This window comes from Hallella seregens ATCC 51272 (genome assembly GCF_000518545.1).
GTDB classification, from domain to species: domain Bacteria; phylum Bacteroidota; class Bacteroidia; order Bacteroidales; family Bacteroidaceae; genus Prevotella; species Prevotella seregens.
On record NZ_JADU01000017.1, the window covers coordinates 31,861 to 51,092 of the forward strand.

Consider the following 19,232-nt stretch of genomic DNA (forward strand, 5'->3'; position numbering starts at 1 on the left):
GGCAGGAAAGAAAATTTATTTCTATTCCTCCTGCCACTTTTAGTGAGATATAGAGCATACTTACAGTAATATTAACTGTAGGGTATCAAACGATAGATTCCATAAGCAAGTGCAAAGTCACGCACGTATTTTCCTTTATGTCTTTCACTTTGCTACCTGCTTGTTATAAATTCTACTCAATGACAATCTTCTGGCTACGGAAGAGACTTCCAGACTGCATCTTCACTAAATACACACCCTGTGGCAAACTGGCAGCAACCATCGTTGGATTTACATGGTAACTTACCATGGCACCTGAAAGCGTATAGATCCATGCCTTGTCGACATTCTGGAAGTTGATCTTGCCATCCTCCACAGAGACACTCGACACTTGACCAGTTGTGGCTGTGTGGATGCCTGTTGGTGTACCGTTGAGATCCTCGGGCTCGTCGGCTATGCCCTTGTCGTGGTTGTCAACAGACTCGCGACCCGGGTTGGTTCCCTTAATGGTCACCCCGAAATCGATGGAGAAGCCCTTGGCAGTATAGCCCGTGGGCAAGAAAGTACCAGCAAACCAAGCATCAGTGAACACGATGCGCAGACGGCTGGGGCCAGGTTTGGCATCCTCAGGAACAACGAAAGTGGTGGTGATTCCTTGTGTTTCAAACTCTGGTGTGCCCTTACGCAGTGTGCCCACTGTGAAGAGACGCTCACCGTTTTTCGGATCAGAGACAACATCTGTAGGTTCAAACATCTTATTGCCGTTGAGGTCAAGCCATCCACCACCAAAGCAGTAGCGCAGACCGTCGGGAGAAGCAAGAGCCGTGCCATCAGGAGCTACGAGGTCAGATGTATCGTAACACTTGATGAAGAGCTTGACTGTCTGGCCCTGATTGATGGTAAGCATGTGGTCTGTGGCATCAACATACTGCGTGCCGTCAGCCGGTGCTGTTGTAGCAGAATAGTCGATATTCTGATCTGCACCTGTAGTGGTAACCTTTGTCACGAAACGTATCTTGCGTGCAATGTCGACACCCTCGGCATTGGGATTGATTTCACTCACACCGTAGGAGAGATCCTTCTTGGCGGGCAGCTTGTCCTGTTCGGCACGTGCAAGTTCCACCCATACGGGTGCAGAATAAGTCTTGAGGTCTGTGGAGACACTGCGTACACCGATGAACGGACGGTCAGCCTCGCTCTCAAACTCAATGTTGGGTACAAGTGTGCCCCACGTAGTGGTGCGGCCCACCTCGGAAACCTTGCCATCCTCACCGTTCTTGTAGAGAATCTCGAAGTGGTCAATGTTGCCCTCCTTGTTATAGGCGAGATCCCAATCAGCACGCTTGGTAGCCGTAGCAGTGGTATTCCACCAAAGTTTGGCCGTGAGAGAGGTCTTGGTCTCTTGCTTGATCTCCACATTAAGGTCGGTGACGGCTGCCGGTGTGGCTTTCACATCGTCGTTAATCTCGAGCTTGCCGACCAAGAGTTTATAGTTGTCGTCGCTGCCTTTCACACGGAGGCCGATAGCCTTGACAACATCGCCCTGGGCGAGGCCGCCGATGACAATTTTCTTCTCCTGCCATGTATTGCCTTCTACATTGCCATAAGCAGTCTCCACCCATGAGCCATCGCCTTTCTGCACGATGACATAGAGGTTGGAAGGATTGGTAGCGTTCTTACCGTTCTTCACGGCCACCTTGGCATAAGGGTTGGCAGCACTCACGTTGAGATCTGTCTTATAGAGCACGATATCGGTACCGTCTGCGGTTGCCTTGCCAGTAAGTTGCAGTGCCGTGCCGCCGGTGTACTGATCTTCGGTGGTGAACTCCGGCTGGATGTCCTGACTTGCAGTCTTGGTGCCGGGCTTCACGACAAGCCAGCGATAGGTAGGCACGATGTCTTGTGATGCCATATTGTACCACGAGCCGGTGGTACGTTTGCCTTTATAGCTGTAGCGGTCACCGTTGCCAAGGTTGAAGCCTGTAGCAAAAGGCAGGTTACCCGTTATCGTGGTGCGCTCGGGTATCCACGTAGCCAGTCCGGCAAAGGTAGACAGCGGGTTTTCACCCTCCCAATTGTTACCACTATTACTTATCTCCGGTCGAATGAGCGGGTTGCGGTTGCCACCAGAGAAAGCACGTTCAAGAAGTCGCTGGTAGTTATTCATCTTGGTGTAGGCATCGGCACCACTGTTGTAGCTCCAGAAACGGCTCTCATTATGCTCACCCCAGAGACAGATTCCTACTTTTTTAGCATCGTCGTCAGAGTTGAGGGAATTCCATCTGCGATCCATGGACACGATCCACACGCCAGCATAGAGGCCATCGGTGGTGCCCATGGCAGCCTGAGCGGCCTTTGATGTACGGCCAAGCGAATAAGCAAAGTCACCGTTGGAATAGTTGAGCATCAAGTCGTGCGTGCGACCCTCACTATTACCGAAAAGAGCATTGGTATTTTCAGGAGATGCGGCATTGAGCTGGGACACCGATGTGTAGATACCACAATGGAAATTGTCAAAGCCCTTTCTGGCAGCGATCTTATAGAGCTGCTTATGGAAAGCCACAATATCGTCGTTGCCATATCCTGAATCCTCCCAGTTGTAGTTGATACCGTCAAAGCCAAAGTACATCAGTAAGTTGATCATAGGCTCGGCATATACGAAGTTACCGTCGGCATCTTTTTCAGTGATGAACTTCATCCAGCCGCTGGCGTAACCGGTACCTCCTCCCGTTGTATCGAAGAACTTCATGCCAGACATGATGTCTGTTCCGTTCTTATGGGCAGCATCAGTCCATGCAGCAGGAGCCGTAAAGAGTCCACGATTCCATGAACCAAAGATGTTGGTGTAGTTCCACATTGAGAAGTTGTCACTGGCAAAACTTCCATTGGGCATTCCAGAAGAAAAGTCCTTGCCCACGTCCATGGGAATATTCATCCAAAGATTGCGATTCTCATAAGTGTTGCTCAACAGCCTTTCGGAGCGCGACTGTATGCCGGGGTTGGGCACATGGGAACGCACGAAAGCGATGTCACTCTTCTGTATGCCGGCCTGCTCAAACGCTGCATCTGTTGGGAATGTGCGTCCATTGTCGAAAGCCTCCTTGAAAAGTTTGAGAAGCTTCTCGTCTGACCATCCACTGCCGTCATACACCTGATCGGTGGCCGTGGGTGAGTATGGCCCAGGATCCGGCGTAGGTGGTGTGGGCGTGTCCCCGACGGGTTGGATACATATCTTCTCATAGGTGGCGTAGGAACGAGTGTTTCCCTCCTGTGAGCCGATCTCAATGGTAGGCATGCCCCAAAGTGCTGCGCAAGCTGTAGTCACATCCACCGTATTTCCGGAATGGATGTTGTAAGCTTTGCCATTGACAGTGAGCCCCAGTGCCTTACTGATTTCAATTTCAACAGTGCCAGAGATGCCATTGACATCAGTTCGGATGACATTGCCGTTTGAGGCTGAGAGATAGTTAACCTGCAAGGTCGACGATGATTTTGTGTAATAGAGGTGCCAGTGCTCTCCGTTCCATGCACTGATAGCGGAACCAACTGAGAGGATGCCCTCATTCGTTTGTGTACATGAAGATAGGTCGGCCTTGACATAGACTTTCTGCGCATTCCAGTCGATGGCAACCTGATCTACCCATTTCTCGCCATTGGGCGAATAATTGCTCCTTAGCACGGTCTCCGTACCTTGGGCATAGGCACCCATAGTGAAGACGAGTGATGTCGTCACCATGAAAGCCTTAGATAGTCGTGTAAAGTTCATACTATAAAATTTAGTTTTTTAATTAGGGTATATGTAAAAGTAAAAACAAGAAGTTTCTTTGATATACATTCTATTCTGAAATTTTCAGTACATATTCTCAATATCTCGCCAAAACAAGCAAGAAGATAGAAATATTCCGTGGTACGGTGTTCCCATCACTCGTCTTTGGCAGATATTGAGAATAAAGTATGTATTCAAAATTAAACGTATTTATAATTGCCTGATAAACTTTTCCAAAGATTACCGCTGCTGTATTCGCTGTGGGATAGCTGTCTTAGCTTTGCTTGACGAGTCTGGAGAAGCAGGCTTTAACTGCCCCATCTCAAACTCATCTCCCGGCTCGTCATACTGGAGGCAAGACTGCATCGACAGTGTGGCGATGCTCATGACCGCAATTAGAAAGATTTTTTTCATACTGTCTGGTTTTTAGAAATTCATATTGAGCGAGAAGCCGAAAGAGCGTGCCGACGGCATGTTGAACATCTCGAAAGCTCCAAGTCCGTTTCCCGTTGCCAGCGACACGTCAGGATCGACGGGGGCATCCTTATAGATAAAGAACAGGTTACGGGCTATGAACGAGAGCGAGAGGTTGCGGTTGGTTCCGAAGAGATTGCGGAATGTGTAACCAAGCGTGAGCTCGCGCAGACGGAAATTAGTACCGCTGTAGATATAGCGTTGCAGGTCTTGGGGGTTGTTGCCTCCGACTGACTGATAGTAGGCTTCGATGGGCACGATGCGTCCCGAACCGTCATCAAGTTGTACACCGAGCTGTTTACCGTCGCCGTAGCCTGTGGCATAGATCTTGTTCTGCTCGGCATACATACGTGCATCGGCGGTACGCTGCGAAAGGCCGTAGGAATCAAGGAATGCTTCGGTAAACGACAGCACTTTGCCACCAATACGTCCGTTGATGAGGAAAGTAAGCGTAAGTTCTTTCCATGTAAACTGATTGCTCCATCCAAGCGTCCATGGCGCATTCATGTTTCCCACATACTTCTTCAATGCCTTGTCAGACTTGGTTTCAGTCTGCAGACCACCCTGTGAGTCAAGCTGATACCACCCGGCCTTCACAGGATTACCCTTGTCGTCTACACCATCTGCTTCGTAGCGACGAATATCAGAGATATACATATCGCCCACAGAACCACCCTCAGCGTAGAGTACTCGCACTTGTCCCACATTGGTAGCAATGATATTTTCTTTCTCCTTGCCCGTTGTCTCGTCAACACTGTAGGCTGTGCGGAGAATTTTGTTCTTGTTGTAGGCGAAGTTGACCGTTGTTTTCCACGTCATATTCCTCATAATCTTCCAGTTGTAACCTACTGAGGCCTCAAAGCCTTGGTTGCGTATCTTGGCCGAGTTCATCGGAATACTGCGTCCGGAAGCATTGGTTCCAACCATGTAGAGATTAGACGTTGTGGAGTTATAGTATGTGAAATCGACGCTGAGCCTGTCGTTAAGGAACATGGACTCGAAACCCGTCTCGAAAGACTGTGTCTTTTCAGGCCTGGGATCCTTGAAGTCGGCCCACAGGTTGGTGGTATAGGTCTTCTCTCTCCAGTTGATGGACACAGCGCCGAACACCTGGTTGGGTATGGAGTTACCCACCTCAGAATATGAAACACGGTATTTGAGATAGTTCCACCATTCGGGCATCTTGACGAGTGAGCTGACGATGGCGTTAGCTCCAAAGCCGAAGTATCCGTACGATGCCGGTGTACCGCGATCCTTAAACTGCTTGAACGAGCGATACCAGTCGCGACGGTATGATCCGTCAACATATACCTTTTCTTTCCATCCGAGCTGTGCGGTGAATACAGCACCCTTGTTCCAGTCTGACGAACGGCTTTGTGTATTCTTGCCTGCACCGCCTGCCGAAACGGAGAACCAATTGATAAGGTCGGAAAGATAGATATTCTGTGGATCAACATAGGTGGCATCACCGGTATCTACGCTCTTGTTCTGCCCCTTAATGGTGTGTCCCACGAAACCGGCCGTTGCCGATACCTCCCATGTATCGTTGAAAGTTTTGTTATAATTGAGCATGTAATCGGTATAATACTCCGTGGTCTTGTTGTAGCTCCACCAGTAGCGTCCGTAGGGCTCTATTCCACTGGGTATGTATGTCGTTGCGTAGCGTTTGGCCTCATTCTCATACTTGTCGAAATCTATACCGAGACGCGCTTGAAATGACAACCCGTCCCAAATATCAAGGGTGCCGGTGATGTTGCCGAAGAACCTGTCTTCGCGCTGAACGCCCTCGTTCTGATACATCAGCCAATAAGGGTTGTTATGGTTGTTAGAGTATGTATACCAGCTCATCATCGGTCCGGTGAGCGCAACCTTGTCCGCATTATTTAGGCGATAGGACCCGTTGCTACGTTCTACAAAATGACTCCGATTATTAGCGTTCCACCTGCCGTTTTCTATACGATAATTGTTACGGTAGTAGGCCATGTCGATATTCCGAGGCATGGTGTACACATCGAAGATAGGATTCATGTTCGTACCACCACCGGGTCGGTTCTTTGTCTTGGTGGAGATGTAGTTCATTGAAACGTTGATTGTTGCCCTGTTGAAGAACTTGAACATCTGCCTAAACGATAATGTATTTCGGTTGTAGGAGTTGCTGCGCATCATGCCATTGGAATGCGCGTTACCGTAGGAAAAGTACGAACTCATGTTCTCCGTCCCCCCCGAGAGTGCCAATGAGTTGTTGGCGGTAACTCCTGTGCGGAAGAAGTCGCCAATGTCGTCGGCGGCATAGTTGCGCAGATGCACGTCGTTGTACTGACGGATGGTTTGCGGTTTCCCATTCTCACCAATAACAGTATACTTGAACGTATCTCCATCCATGGGTGTGCGTTGCGTGAGCTTGTCTGATGAGCGGTCAGCGAGACGAGGTCCCCACGAGTAATCAGAAACCTGCCCGGCAATGTCGTTTTCGAGAACGTTGGCTCCGTAAATATTCTGTATTTTCGGCTTGGTGAGTGGATTGTCGAAAGTAATGTTCGACGAGAAGTCGATGCGCATTTTACCCTCACGACCTTTTTTAGTGGTGATCATCAGCACGCCGTTGGCTGCCACCGAGCCGTATAGGGCAGCGGCATTGGCACCCTTAAGCACGTTGATGGACTCAATGTCCTCAGGATTGATCATCGACAACGCGTCAGCACCCTCTGTTCTGCCTTCTGCCATGAACGAACCATCGGAAAGCTGTCCATGCTGTGAGTTGGTCATGGGCACACCGTCAACGACAATGAGCGGTGTAGAGGAGCCCAGAATCGACTTGTTACCACGAAGAATGATCTTTGACGCACCACCGGCACCACCGGCTGATGGCGTGATGGTAATGCCGGCTACCTTGCCCTCGAGCGAGTTGGCGAGGTTGGGATCCTGAACACGATTGAGTTCGGAAGCTCTGACCTGTTGTGTGGCATAGGTCAGCGACTCTTCCTTACGGCGTATACCCATGGCCGTTACAACCACCTCGCTGATGGTGCTACTCTCCGGTTCGAGCTTAATGTTGATACTTTGTCCACTCCATGTCACCGTCTGTGATGCATAGCCGATGTACGTTATCTGGAGCTTCGCCCCACGGCTGACACCGCGCAGTTCGAATCGACCGTCAAGATCGGTTACGGTGCCCGTGCCTTTCTGGCCTTCTATCGTCACCGTGACCCCTATGAGCGGTTCACCATTCTCGTCGATCACGGTGCCATGTGCTACATTCTGCTGTGGTTGCTGCATCATTGGAACTACCGCCGGGGCAGCCGAAAAATTGGCGTAGGCGTAGAACATGGGCAACCCGGCAAAAAGGAGAACCATGGCAGTTCGGTTTCGCCTTTGCTTTCTGTCAGTTGAATAGTTGTTCATTTAGATTTGATTATAATAGGATATTAATAGTATAGTTCCCGTTTTCTCTGTCACCTTGGAGGATTAGAGAATATGTAACGAAAGATTCAGAATATCTGTTTACTATTTTCTTGTTTGTCAATAGTTACAGCTAAACAGGAATACTTTGCAAAAGTCGTAATGCTTCTAAATTTATTTTCAGATAGTTACAACTGATTTTTTGCAAAGTTTTCCTGTTTGACTATAAAAAGACAATTACTTCTTCACGACCTTAACGGTCTTGTGGACCTTTCCATCTTTAACTACCTGCACGAGATAGAGACCTTCTGGTGCAGTTACGGTGACGCTGATCACCTTTCCTGCCTGTGCATTGAACGAATTGGTCTGCATCACTGTCCCAGCTGCGTTAATGATGCTGACCGTGTAATGTCCTGCCTCAGCAAAACGGAAATTAACAGATTCCACAAACGGGTTGGGATAGATCGCTAAGTCAGACTCCTGAGACATAGCATTGATGGATGTGGGCACACTGACAATCACTGCATCTTCAAGTGTCCGCTCATCAGATGCCCAGTCATTGGTTACGTTGAGTGTAGCACTGTAAGTGCCTGCAGCATTGTACTTAACCACAGCAGCCTTGTCATCCTCACTGGAGATTGTTGTCATAGGAGAAGAGAATGTTCTGGTAGCCTTTATCTCCATGGTTCCCTCTATACCTGGGTATCCCTGTGTGCTGTTATCGGCTTCTTGCGTGACATATGCTGCATTGCCAGTAGCCTCACCGCCGGAACCCTGTGTCCGCACCATACGTGCCTTGTACTGCTCGCCACCATGTCCGTAGTTAGCAAAAGTGGAATCTGCAGTGTTATAGGTCTCAAAGGTGTAGTAAGCCTGAAGCCCCTCGGGCACTTCTTCAGCTTTGTAGCCCTGCATAGCTTGGAGTACCTCGGCTTCCGTGAGTGCCTTATTCCATACCTGCACCTCATCGACCCATCCGTTGAAGCCGGCTTTGTAAACACCGCCACCACCGATGAAAATGTTGGCAGTTGCTGACTTGTCAATACGAGCGTCAGAAGAGTTCTCGCGACGCGAATTGTTGCTGGATGCCTCTGCATAAGCCACTCGCTTGCCGTTGAAGAAAATAGCCTGCTGATTGCCTTTCTGCGTCACAGCGATGTGGTTCCATACACCAGGGTTAAGACTGTAGCCGGTCGACATCATCTCCTCCCATGGGGAGTCGTGGTGAAGCCATCCGAAAGTATTGAACGACACCTCGTTCTCTGTATGCTGCGAGCCATTATTGTCGCCACCGTACCAACCAGATCCAGCATCGGCAGTGCATGCCGGACGAACCTGTACCCAAAGGTCACCCCAGTTGTTGTGCGGCCATCGGTCGGCGATAGTGTTCTTGCTGATGAGATTGGTGCCCTGCGAGTCATGAGCATACTTATTGGCTTTCACCCAGAGGGCATAGGTATAGGTTTTGCCCACTTGCATCTCGCCGGGTATCATGAGCATGTCCGGGTCGTTAATGGTAAGTGCACGCGACACTTTTCCCTCTCCTTTATCAATGGTATAGTTGTAGGTAACGTCCTTGCCGGTTTCTACTTCATGTTTATCAACGGCGAAGTCGATTATCTCAGGCACCTTACCCGTAGCCTTGGGCGAGATGACAACTTTTCCGCGAGTGATGATATTTGCACCACTTGATGGAGTGAGGATAAGATCATAAGTTCCTACCTCGTCGATCTTTGTTGTGATCTTTGTTGTGTTCTCTGCTGTGTATACCACTGTGCCTGTCTGCGAGTTGACGAGCTGCCACTTTTGTGCAGGCTGAGCCATCTCGTCCTCAAGACTCATGGTGAAAGATTGTCCTGGTTTGATGACTGGCATATCTATGACGACCTCCGTTGATGGTGTGTCGTAGGGCACCTGCTTATAGGCCGTCCATGTCGTGTCTGACTTCTGCAGACCATCCGGCGATACTGCCACAACACCGAAGCGTGCGTTACGTCCCTCAAAACCACTCTTAAGTGGTGCGTCAACGACATAAGCTGCCCACGATGTTGTAGCCGTGAGAAGTTGCACTGGCCGATTCTCTTGCTGCATGAAGATTTCATAGTACCATGTGTCGACCTCGTCATTATAATACTTGGAGCCGTCACTCTCATCCTTAGCAGAATAACGCATCTTGAAGTCAACACTGCTGCCCTTGCCGCGGATGATCTCCACCTCGTTGATCTCAGGAGCCACAGGGGCAAAGCTCTTCTGCGGATCACGGACGGCAATCTCTCCGACATACATCTTATAGTCTGCCGGTGCATCGGCTACAGTGATGCCAATCATAGAAATGACATCGTCTGCAGAGAGCCCGAGCTCGCCGAGAGTTGTGGTGAAAGTCTGCCATTGACCGTAGGTCTTAGCCTCAGGTATATCTATCTCCTTGTAATCGGTGAGCTTATCCTTTAGAGCTACAAAAAGCTTTGCATGCGTCTTGGTGTCGGAAGGCACCTTGTAGGTAACGGATATATTATATGTGGGCTGTGTAGTGAGCGCAGTCTTGAAGAGTTTTACGCGGGAAAGAGCCGTCTGTCCGCTGAGTTGCAGACATGAGCCGCCGAACCAAGAGTCGTTCCATGTGAGGTCGGCATTGACAAGGCCTCCATTCTTAGCACTCTCACTGCCGTCAACGATCCACCAACGCCATGTGGGCATGATGTCCTGAGTGGCGATGTTGTGCCATTTATGGTTGAATGCCACTTGTCCGTCATTACGGAACACCAAGCCGTTACCAAGATTGAAGCGTGAAACGAAAGGCACAGCTTGTATAGTCGACTTAGCAGAGAGGAAGCGCGACAGACCATGAAAGTTTTGTAGGCTGGCATTGCTCAGGTCACACATCATATTGATGCTCGGCGTATTGGCAGGATTGCGGTTTCCACCTGAGAAAATAAGTTCCTGCTTGTCAAGGTAGGTCTTCTGTATGGCCACGTCCGAGGTACCGTTGTCAGTGGCACTCTGGTGTATGAGACTCTGTTTGTGGGCACCCCAGAATCCGATGGAAATCTTCGATGCGAGCAAATCGTTCCACCTGAGGTTGCGCAGTGCGCGCCCTTGAATATCGAAACCAGCATAATAGTCGTAGCTTGAGCGGCCAAGTTCCTCTGCTTTCTGTTCAGACCGCGTCAGTACACTTTTGTTCCAATTGTAATTGGCAAACATCATGTCAGTTACAACCTTTTTGCTACTTCCGAACATCAACGCATTGTTACTGTTGAGACCTTGGTCGAATTGAATTGAACCATAGTCGTTGGTACCGTCATACCAGTGCAGCTGGAAGTTCCAGCCAATCTCCTTGGCTTTGGTATGGCATTCTGCGAAGAAATTTCGGATATTTTCCATCGAGTTGGCATCGGAACTAAATTCGGAGTTGACCCCCACACCGTCGATGCCGTAGTATTTGAGGAACTTGACAAACTTCTCTGTATTCTTGAAATTTCCGTCGTTGTCTTTCTCGCAAAGCATAGAGAAAACAGCACTATAGGTGTTTGCCCCCGAACCCACTTCTACAAACTGGGCCCATGGTACGGACATCACGCATCCCACTTTCACTCCATTTTTGTGCGCCACATCGGCGAGACCGGCGGTCACGCGGAGCCATGGCGCTGTCCAGTTGCCGTGAATGGTGACATACGACCAGTTGCTGAAATTATCACCCTCAAAACAGTAACGTGGGAGTGCTTTCCAAGTAACAGTAGGGTCGTCAAGGGGAACCCACAAACACAGGTTGCGATTCTCGTCGCCCTCGCCGTCAGCCTTGTAGTCAAGGGAGCCGGCTATGCGCTCAAGCGGGCGCTGACGAGAGATAAAGAACTGCTCGTCAATTTTTGATACACCACCAAAAGTTTTCCCTGTTTTCCATGCATTAAAGTTACTCACAAGTTGGTCAAAATCCGAAGTTTGGATGTCAAGAGGATGTAGAGGAGTCCTCTGTGCCCATCCTACGGCACAAGCAAGCAGTGCCGATCCCAATAGATAAAATTTTCTCATTTTTTAGGTTTAAATTAACAATGTTTTGAAAAGATTGCTGCTAACTCTTGCAAAGATAGGCAAAAATTTTTGTAATAAACACGAATATTTAAAATTTTTCGGCTGTAGAGATCAAAATTCTGGCCTTTTTTCAATGTTTGCGCGAACAACTAAAGAAAGGGATGAAGCCGGTTCAATAAATTGCAGTTTCTTCCAGGTGATCCGCAGCACATTTGCTGGGCAGCATACCGATTTTTTCTTGAACAGGTGTGAAAAATACTTCGGTGAGTTGAATTCCATATGTCCAGCCAGTACGCTGATGGCAATGCCGGGCTGGAAATCAAGGTTCTTCTTTACCTCGTTGAGGCGTATGCCGTTGATAAACCCCACGACGGCGTTTCCCCGCCACACACCTTTCATCTGCCGCCCACGGCTCAACGCGCCATCTTTTTACCCGTCTTCATCCAATGAATAACCCTTTGACGTATGGCGTGAACAGGTTATTCGCCTGGCGTTTAGACGTTTGCCATCGGGCGAAAAGGCGCGAAAGTCCGAACCACTACCCGAAAGGCAGACGTACACCAGTTATTTCAGCATCGACAATACACCAGTTCCGAATACAGGGGGAACACGTCATCAAGACAGTCGTGGCCCCAAGGCCTCCAATTATAAATAGGTACGCGCGAGCCACTGCCATCCAACAGACGGTTCATGCGTCCCGGCCGGCAAGGAGAAAAGCCGTGTCGCCAATGCAAATATTTTCCTAAAAAGGCATGCCGTTCAGAATAAAACACTACCTTTGCATAACAATATCACCATCGTTCCTTGTTTAATACGCAACGGAATAGAACCGAAAAACCGACGCCACCTCCCTACCTACCACAAAACAGGACTGGCAATGCCGACAGTGCCCTACCCTTTCGGCCAGACAGAAATTACTCATTGTAGATATGGAAACTATAACCGAAGACCATTTCAGACAAATATTCCGGAATCAGTATTCCGCCCTGCTCAACTATGCCCTGACCCTTTTTGCCGACGAGGAGGTGAAAGACATTGTGCAGGAGGCGTTCGTTGAACTATGGAAACGGCGGGACACCCTGAACGACGACGACCATATCAAAGCTTTCCTGTACAAGACCGTTTACACGCGCACGCTCAATATGGTGAGGCACCGGCATATCGTGCAGGGATATTCAGAGCAGAAAAAACAGATTGAGAACCGAAGAATGAAATACTACCAGCCCGATCAGAGCGACGTGATGCGCCACATTGAGAGCCGGGAATTAGGACGGCAGATAGACACTGCCATTGACGAACTGCCCGAAAAATGTCGCATGGCTTTCACGCTGAGCTATCTGCATGGCATGAAGAACAAGGAAATCAGTGGTGTAATGAAAATATCTGTTCGCACGGTAGATACGCACATTTTCAAGGCTTTGCGCTACCTGCGGGGGCGCCTGGGATTTCTTGCACGTGAATAATATATAAGAAAGGAGTACGTTGTTTTTCATTTCCGTTTGTTATTAGTATGATTTTTGTAAGAATCATCACGATTTCGACAGAAATTGCAACAAGGTAAACAATGTCAATAGCCAATTTTAAGATCATAAAAGATTATATTTTGGGTAAAAGCTCACCTAAGAATACATCACTCCTTCTCGATTGGCTGAACCAGTCGGAAGCCAACGAAGAGATGTTGTTCCAGGCAGAGCGAATGTATCATGAGGGGAGGGGTGATTATCGTCCCTCTGCCATGGAGATGGCACAGGCGGAGGCCGACGTCATGGACAGAATCATGCAACATGAAGACCGGTACCGGGTAAGGATACGCCGGCTGGTCTTCTTGCGCCATACGGCCGTAGGACTGGTGATAGTGGCGAGTGGTTCCATCGCCCTTTGGGCGGGGCTGCACATGGGCGCGGACGACATGGTCTGCATCACGGCCCAAAACAAGAAAGAACTGACGCTGCCCGACGGAAGCCGGGTATGGCTCAACAAGAATGCCACCATCAGCTATCCGAAAGACTTCGAGGGCGACACGCGCGAGGTAAAACTAGCAGGCGAGGCCTTGTTCCGAGTGGTGAGAAATCCGGCCAAGCCATTCATCGTGTCGAGTGGAAACGTCTCTGCCAAGGTGCTGGGCACTGTGTTCGACTTCAAGACCCAGTGCAAGGGGAACACCGAAGAGGTGACCTTGCTGGAGGGGCGGCTGGAAGTAGCCGAGAAAGCCGGCAGAAACAAGGTGACCATTCGCCCCAATCAGAAAATCATCGTCGACAAGAACACCCACACCATGGAGGTGAGAGAGGTGCATGCACCGACAGGAGCCATGTGGCATGACAAGAAACATACCATCGGACGGGCAACAAAATCGTGCTGACCCGGAAAGCTGCGGCAAGCACCGCCACCTCCCCGGTGCCCCCTCCACAGGGAGGACGACCGGCAGAAACCGCCTTGGAGGGCTGCGGTATGGAGCGGAACCTGCGGGATTGCAAGATATGCCCACCCTTTTGCATCCCCAAGGCCGTTATCCGTATGACCGGCCTTGAAGTCAGGCTACACCACTTTCATCTTTAACATAAAAACCAATATGCGACTAATTATTAGAAAAGACTATGAAGACCTCTCGAAATGGGCGGCAGACTATGTTGTAAAAAGCATCAATGACTTTCAGCCCACAGCTGAACGGCATTTCGTTCTGGGCCTCCCAACGGGCTCGTCGCCCAAAGGCATGTATGCTCATATCGTGAAAGCCGTGAAAGAAAAACGCGTGTCGTTCAGATTTGTGGAGACTTTCAATATGGACGAGTACGTAGGGCTGCCCGAAAACCATCCCCAGAGTTATCATACGTTTATGCGCGAAAACCTCTTCGCACACATAGACTGTCCCGAGAAAAACATCCACATTTTGAACGGCAATGCCGAGGACATAGAGGAAGAATGCCGGCATTACGAGGAAATGATTCGTGCAGCCGGAGGCATCCGCCTCTTTGTAGGAGGCATCGGGCCCGACGGGCACATCGCTTTCAACGAGCCTTTCTCCTCGCTCACCTCGCTCACCCGCATCAAGTCGCTCACCGAGGATACCCGCATTGCCAACTCCCGCTTCTTCGACAACGACCCGACTCAGGTGCCCGAACGGGCGCTCACCGTGGGCGTGGGCACCGTGATGGCGGCCGATGAGGTGCTCGTTCTGGTCAACGGTCATGGCAAGGCGCGTGCGTTGCAGGCCGCCGTCGAGGGGCCCGTCACCCAAGCGTGGACCATCAGCGCGCTGCAGATGCACCCCCACAGCATCATCGTGAGCGACGAAGCAGCCACCGACGAACTGAAAGTGGCAACCTACAGATACTTCAAGGACATCGAGCGAAATGCTTGATTTCACATTTTAACACCCCAATAATCATCTAAAAACTATGGTAAATTTAAATCTGACCTCACAGATCGCGTTAAACAAAGTACCCCAGAAACTCTACCAGCCCGCTACGGCAGTAGACCGTTCGGAACTGACCCGGATGGAGAAAATACCAACAAACATCTTCGCCTCCACCGAGGAGGGTGCCGCCCATATCGCCGACGCCATCGAGTCAGGCATGGCAGCCAAACGACAAAAGGGCGAGTTCTATGTCATGGCCCTTGGCACTGGTACCTCGCTGACGCCTGTGTATCAGGAGCTCATACGCCGTCATGAGGCGAACGGGCTGAGCTTCAAAAACCTCGTCGTGTTCAACGGCTATGAGTATTTTCCGCTGACGCCGAAGAGCACTTGCCAGAGTTTGCTGCAACTCAAAAAACTCTTCCTCGATCATATTGACATCGAACCACAGAATGTGTTCTCGCCCAACGGCACGGTCAACCAAGACGACATCCAGGAATATTGCCGTCTTTACGAACAACGCATACAGACTTTCGGCGGTCTTGACGCAGCCCTCTTCGGCATTGGCCGTACAGGCAACATCGCCGTGAACGAGCCGGGCTCGAGCATGGCGTCGAACTCGCGCCTCATTCTGATTGACGCTTTGTCGCGCGAGGAGATGTCAAACAGCTTCGCCACGAGCGAGGCCGTGCCACCGTGCAGCATCACCATGGGCATGGCTACCATCCTGAAAGCCAAGAAGATATTCATCACGGCATGGGGAGAAGAGAAGGCAGGCATCATCAAGGAAACGGTGGAAGGCCAAATCACCAACGCCGTGCCCGCCACATTCATGCAGACTCATCCCGACACCCATGTGGTGATCGACCTCTCGGCAGCCGCCGAACTGACACGCATCAAGCGGCCTTGGCTCGTCACCTCATGCGAATGGACCGACAAGCTGACACGCTCTGCCTTGGTGTGGCTCTGCGGCATCACGCAGAAGCCCATTCTGAAGTTGACCAACAAAGACTACAACGAGCATGGTCTGAGCGAACTGCTCGCCCTCTACGGGTCGGCCTACAATGCGAACATCAAGATATTCAACGACTTGCAACACACCATCACAGGCTGGCCCGGCGGCAAGCCCGATGCCGACGACACCCACCGGCCCGAGCGAGCCACCCCTTATCCGAAGCGCGCGCTGGTATTCTCGCCCCACCCCGACGACGATGTCATCTCCATGGGCGGCACCATCCAGCGGCTGGTGAGCCAAGGGCACGAGGTGCACGTGGCCTACGAGACCAGCGGCAACATTGCCGTGAACGACGAGGAGGTAACCCGATTCATGCACTTCATCAACGGTTTCAACCAGCTGTTCAACCAGTCAAAAGACACGACCATTTCTGATAAGTATCAGGAAATCAAGGCTTTTTTTAAGGCCAAGAAAGCGGGCGACCTCGACAGCCGCGACGTGCTGACCCTCAAAGGACTTATCCGCAGGGGCGAGGCTCGGACGGCCTGCACGTTCAACAAGATACCCTTGGAGCATGTGTACTTCCTCGACCTTCCTTTCTATGAGAGTGGGGCCATCGAGAAGTTGCCGATGACGGAGCAGGATGTGCAGATTGTAAGAGAACTGCTACAGAAGACCCAGCCCCACCAGATCTATGTGGCCGCCGACTTGGCCGACCCGCACGGCACGCACCGCAAGTGCACGGACGCCGTGCTCGCCGCCATCGACCTGGAACGACAGGCCGGCGCCAAGTGGCTGGACGACTGCCGCGTGTGGATGTATCGGGGGGCATGGGCCGAATGGGACATTGAGAACATCGAGATGTGCGTGCCCATGAGCCCTGAAGAACTGCGCACCAAACGGAATGCCATTCTCAAGCACCAGTCACAGATGGAAAGCGCACCGTTCCTCGGCAACGACGAGCGCCTGTTCTGGCAACGCGCCGAAGACCGCAACCGCGGCACGGCCGACCTCTACGACAAGCTGGGACTGGCATCCTACGAAGCCATGGAGGCTTTCGTGGAATACAAATCCTAAAGACCCTGACAAACGGCCTAATATGAAAAGACCAAGATTGCTATTACTTGTCATCGCTACCCTCTGCCTGGCGGCCCTGCCCGCCAGTGCGGGGGAGCAGACAGACGGACCGGCACGATATGTGAACCCATGGATTGGCACGGGGGGACACGGACACGTGTTCCTCGGTGCCAACGTGCCTTTCGGATTCGTTCAACTCGGCCCCACACAGACCCACAGCGGGTGGGACTGGTGCTCGGGCTATCACTACAGCGGGCGCATGCTGCGGGGCTTCTCGCACTTGCACCTCAGCGGCACGGGCATCGGCGACCTGGGAGACGTGACGTTTTTGCCCGTGGCCGACGAGGAACAGGACTCCACGGCGTTCAGCCACGACGACGAAACGGTGCGTCCCGGCTATTACGCCATACGGTTGCAGAAGCCCGAAGTGAAAGTAGAACTCACGGCCACGGCACGCGCTGGCTTCCATCGCTACACCTATGCTCCGGGGGCGAAACGCCTGATGAAGATTGACCTGCGTCATGGAATAGGATGGGATGCACTGTCGTCAAGCTCCTTACGGCAGGTTGACGGCAGGACCATTGAGGGCTGCCGCCTGTCCACCGGGTGGGCCAAGAACCAGCAGGTGTACTTCACGGCGGTCTTTTCCTCAGCTGTGAAACTGCTGTCATGCAACGACAACATCTATACCATCCAGGTGGAGGATGACGGGAAGCCGCTCTTGGTCAAGCTGGGACTCTCAGCCGTAGGAACTGCCAATGCCAAGAAGAACCTTGAGCACGAGATTCCCGAGTGGAACTTTGGGGCCGTGGCCCGCGAGGCAACACGCCTTTGGAACCAAGAGCTGGGCAAAATCAGCATCAAGACCCGCAACGATGCCCTGCGCCGCACTTTCTACACGGCCCTCTACCACACGATGGTCGCCCCCTCCGTATTCAGCGACGTCAACGGTGACTACCGCGGTGCAGACGGAAAGGTACACCAAGGAAACTTCACCAACTACACCACGTTCTCGCTATGGGACACCTATCGTGCCGCCATGCCCCTGATGACGCTCATCCACCCCGGCATGATGAACGACATGGGGGAGACATTCCTGCACATCTACCGCGAGCAGGGCAAGCTGCCCGTGTGGCATCTTGTGGGCAACGAGACCGACTGCATGATTGGCAATCCGGGTATCATTGTCCTGGCCGACTTGGTGCTGAAAGGATTCGTCAGTGACAAGGAGGTTGCCTTTCAGGCCATGAAAGTCTCTGCCCTGAAAGACGAGCGCGGACTGGGTGCCCTGAAACAATATGGCTACGTGCCGTTCGACAAGGACGAAGAGCGCGAGACCGTGGCCAAGACGCTGGAATACGCCATTGCCGATGCCGGCATCGCCAAGGTGGCACGGCTGTTGGGACACGAGGAGGACTACAAGTATTTTCTGGATCGCTCGCAGTCGTACAAGAAACTGTTCGACCCGCGTGACGGATTCATGAAAGGACGCGACTCTGAGGGACGGTTCCGCACACCGTTCAATCCTTTCCATGCGGTACACCGCCAAGACGACTACACCGAGGGCAACGCCTGGCAATACACGTGGCTGGTGCCACACGACGTGCACGGACTGGTGGGGCTGTTCAAGAACGAGAAGGCTTTCACGCAGAAGCTCGACTCGCTGTTTCTGGCACAGGGAACCCTTGGCGAGGACGCTTCTCCCGACATTTCCGGGCTGATAGGACAATATGCCCACGGCAATGAGCCCAGCCACCACATCATCTACATGTACAACTACGTGGGACAGCCTTGGAAAGCGGCAAGGCTGCTGAGACAGACGCTGGCCACCATGTACCATGACGATGCCGACGGATTGAGTGGCAATGAGGACGTGGGGCAGATGTCGGCCTGGTATATTCTCTCCGCCTTGGGCCTCTATCAAGTAGACCCTGCCGACGGCGTTTTCGTGTTCGGTTCGCCTCTCGTCGATGAGGCGGAGCTGCAAGTAGGCAGAGGCAAGACTTTCCGCATCATCTCACACAACAACAATGAACGGAACATGTACATCCAACAAGTAAGACTGAACGGGAAGCCATACCCCAAGTCGTACATCGACTACAAGGATATTTGCCATGGTGGGACCTTAGAGTTCACCATGGGCGGCAAGCCCTCCAAGTTTGGAACCTCTGTCAAAAACCGTCCTTGAACAA

10 protein-coding genes are annotated in these 19,232 nt (G+C 51.5%); 5 read left to right on the top strand and 5 right to left on the bottom strand.

Translation table 11 applies throughout. The features are described 5' to 3' along the window. Positions 1 to 172: 172 nt before the first annotated feature. The 5 genes from L888_RS0106880 to L888_RS0106900 all read right to left on the bottom strand — a co-directional run bounded on the left by L888_RS0106880 (position 173) and on the right by L888_RS0106900 (position 12,049). Positions 173 to 3,745 (bottom strand): endo-beta-N-acetylglucosaminidase, encoded by a 3,573-nt coding sequence (locus L888_RS0106880; RefSeq protein ID WP_005844787.1) that lies wholly within the window; start codon positions 3,743 to 3,745, stop codon positions 173 to 175. Positions 3,746 to 3,985: 240 nt separating this feature from the next. Beyond that, positions 3,986 to 4,159: a hypothetical protein gene (locus tag L888_RS14655; RefSeq protein ID WP_169732670.1), complete on the bottom strand. Its 174-nt coding sequence runs from the start codon at positions 4,157 to 4,159 to the stop codon at positions 3,986 to 3,988. A gap of 12 nt (positions 4,160 to 4,171) precedes the next feature. After that, positions 4,172 to 7,573, bottom strand: coding sequence for a SusC/RagA family TonB-linked outer membrane protein (locus L888_RS0106890; protein ID WP_044248874.1), 3,402 nt, complete (start codon positions 7,571 to 7,573; stop codon positions 4,172 to 4,174). 282 nt (positions 7,574 to 7,855) lie between these two features. Then, on the bottom strand, positions 7,856 to 11,650 hold the full coding sequence (locus L888_RS0106895; RefSeq protein ID WP_027952361.1) for an endo-beta-N-acetylglucosaminidase: 3,795 nt from the start codon (positions 11,648 to 11,650) through the stop codon (positions 7,856 to 7,858). Between the two features lie 111 nt (positions 11,651 to 11,761). Next, positions 11,762 to 12,049 carry a hypothetical protein gene (locus tag L888_RS0106900; protein WP_005844796.1) on the bottom strand — a complete coding sequence of 96 codons (288 nt, stop codon included), beginning with the start codon at positions 12,047 to 12,049 and terminating at the stop codon, positions 11,762 to 11,764. Between the two features lie 530 nt (positions 12,050 to 12,579). On the opposite strand from L888_RS0106900, the gene L888_RS0106905 reads away from it, so the two are divergent. From L888_RS0106905 to L888_RS0106925, 5 genes are all read left to right on the top strand, one after another. Further along, a complete protein-coding gene (locus L888_RS0106905) occupies positions 12,580 to 13,113 on the top strand; it encodes an RNA polymerase sigma-70 factor (protein ID WP_005844797.1) in 534 nt (177 codons plus the stop codon). 140 nt (positions 13,114 to 13,253) lie between these two features. Continuing rightward, on the top strand, positions 13,254 to 14,012 hold the full coding sequence (locus tag L888_RS0106910) for a FecR family protein (RefSeq protein WP_245594840.1): 759 nt from the start codon (positions 13,254 to 13,256) through the stop codon (positions 14,010 to 14,012). A 210-nt stretch (positions 14,013 to 14,222) separates the two neighbouring features. Next, positions 14,223 to 15,011 (top strand): glucosamine-6-phosphate deaminase, encoded by a 789-nt coding sequence (gene nagB, locus L888_RS0106915; protein WP_027952364.1) that lies wholly within the window; start codon positions 14,223 to 14,225, stop codon positions 15,009 to 15,011. 37 nt (positions 15,012 to 15,048) lie between these two features. Further along, positions 15,049 to 17,040: a glucosamine-6-phosphate deaminase gene (locus tag L888_RS0106920; protein WP_027952365.1), complete on the top strand. Its 1,992-nt coding sequence runs from the start codon at positions 15,049 to 15,051 to the stop codon at positions 17,038 to 17,040. 22 nt (positions 17,041 to 17,062) lie between these two features. Continuing rightward, positions 17,063 to 19,228: a GH92 family glycosyl hydrolase gene (locus tag L888_RS0106925; RefSeq protein ID WP_027952366.1), complete on the top strand. Its 2,166-nt coding sequence runs from the start codon at positions 17,063 to 17,065 to the stop codon at positions 19,226 to 19,228. Positions 19,229 to 19,232 lie beyond the last annotated feature (4 nt).

Bases quoted from the DNA above. Each gene is read 5' to 3' on its own strand.
- L888_RS0106880 (WP_005844787.1), bottom strand. From the start codon at position 3,745: ATGAACTTTACACGACTATCTAAGGCTTTCATGGTGACGACATCACTC.
- L888_RS14655 (WP_169732670.1), bottom strand. From the start codon at position 4,159: ATGAAAAAAATCTTTCTAATTGCGGTCATGAGCATCGCCACACTGTCG.
- L888_RS0106890 (WP_044248874.1), bottom strand. From the start codon at position 7,573: ATGGTTCTCCTTTTTGCCGGGTTGCCCATGTTCTACGCCTACGCCAAT.
- L888_RS0106895 (WP_027952361.1), bottom strand. From the start codon at position 11,650: ATGAGAAAATTTTATCTATTGGGATCGGCACTGCTTGCTTGTGCCGTA.
- L888_RS0106900 (WP_005844796.1), bottom strand. From the start codon at position 12,049: ATGAAAGGTGTGTGGCGGGGAAACGCCGTCGTGGGGTTTATCAACGGC.
- L888_RS0106905 (WP_005844797.1), top strand. From the start codon at position 12,580: ATGGAAACTATAACCGAAGACCATTTCAGACAAATATTCCGGAATCAG.
- nagB (WP_027952364.1), top strand. From the start codon at position 14,223: ATGCGACTAATTATTAGAAAAGACTATGAAGACCTCTCGAAATGGGCG.
- L888_RS0106920 (WP_027952365.1), top strand. From the start codon at position 15,049: ATGGTAAATTTAAATCTGACCTCACAGATCGCGTTAAACAAAGTACCC.
- L888_RS0106925 (WP_027952366.1), top strand. From the start codon at position 17,063: ATGAAAAGACCAAGATTGCTATTACTTGTCATCGCTACCCTCTGCCTG.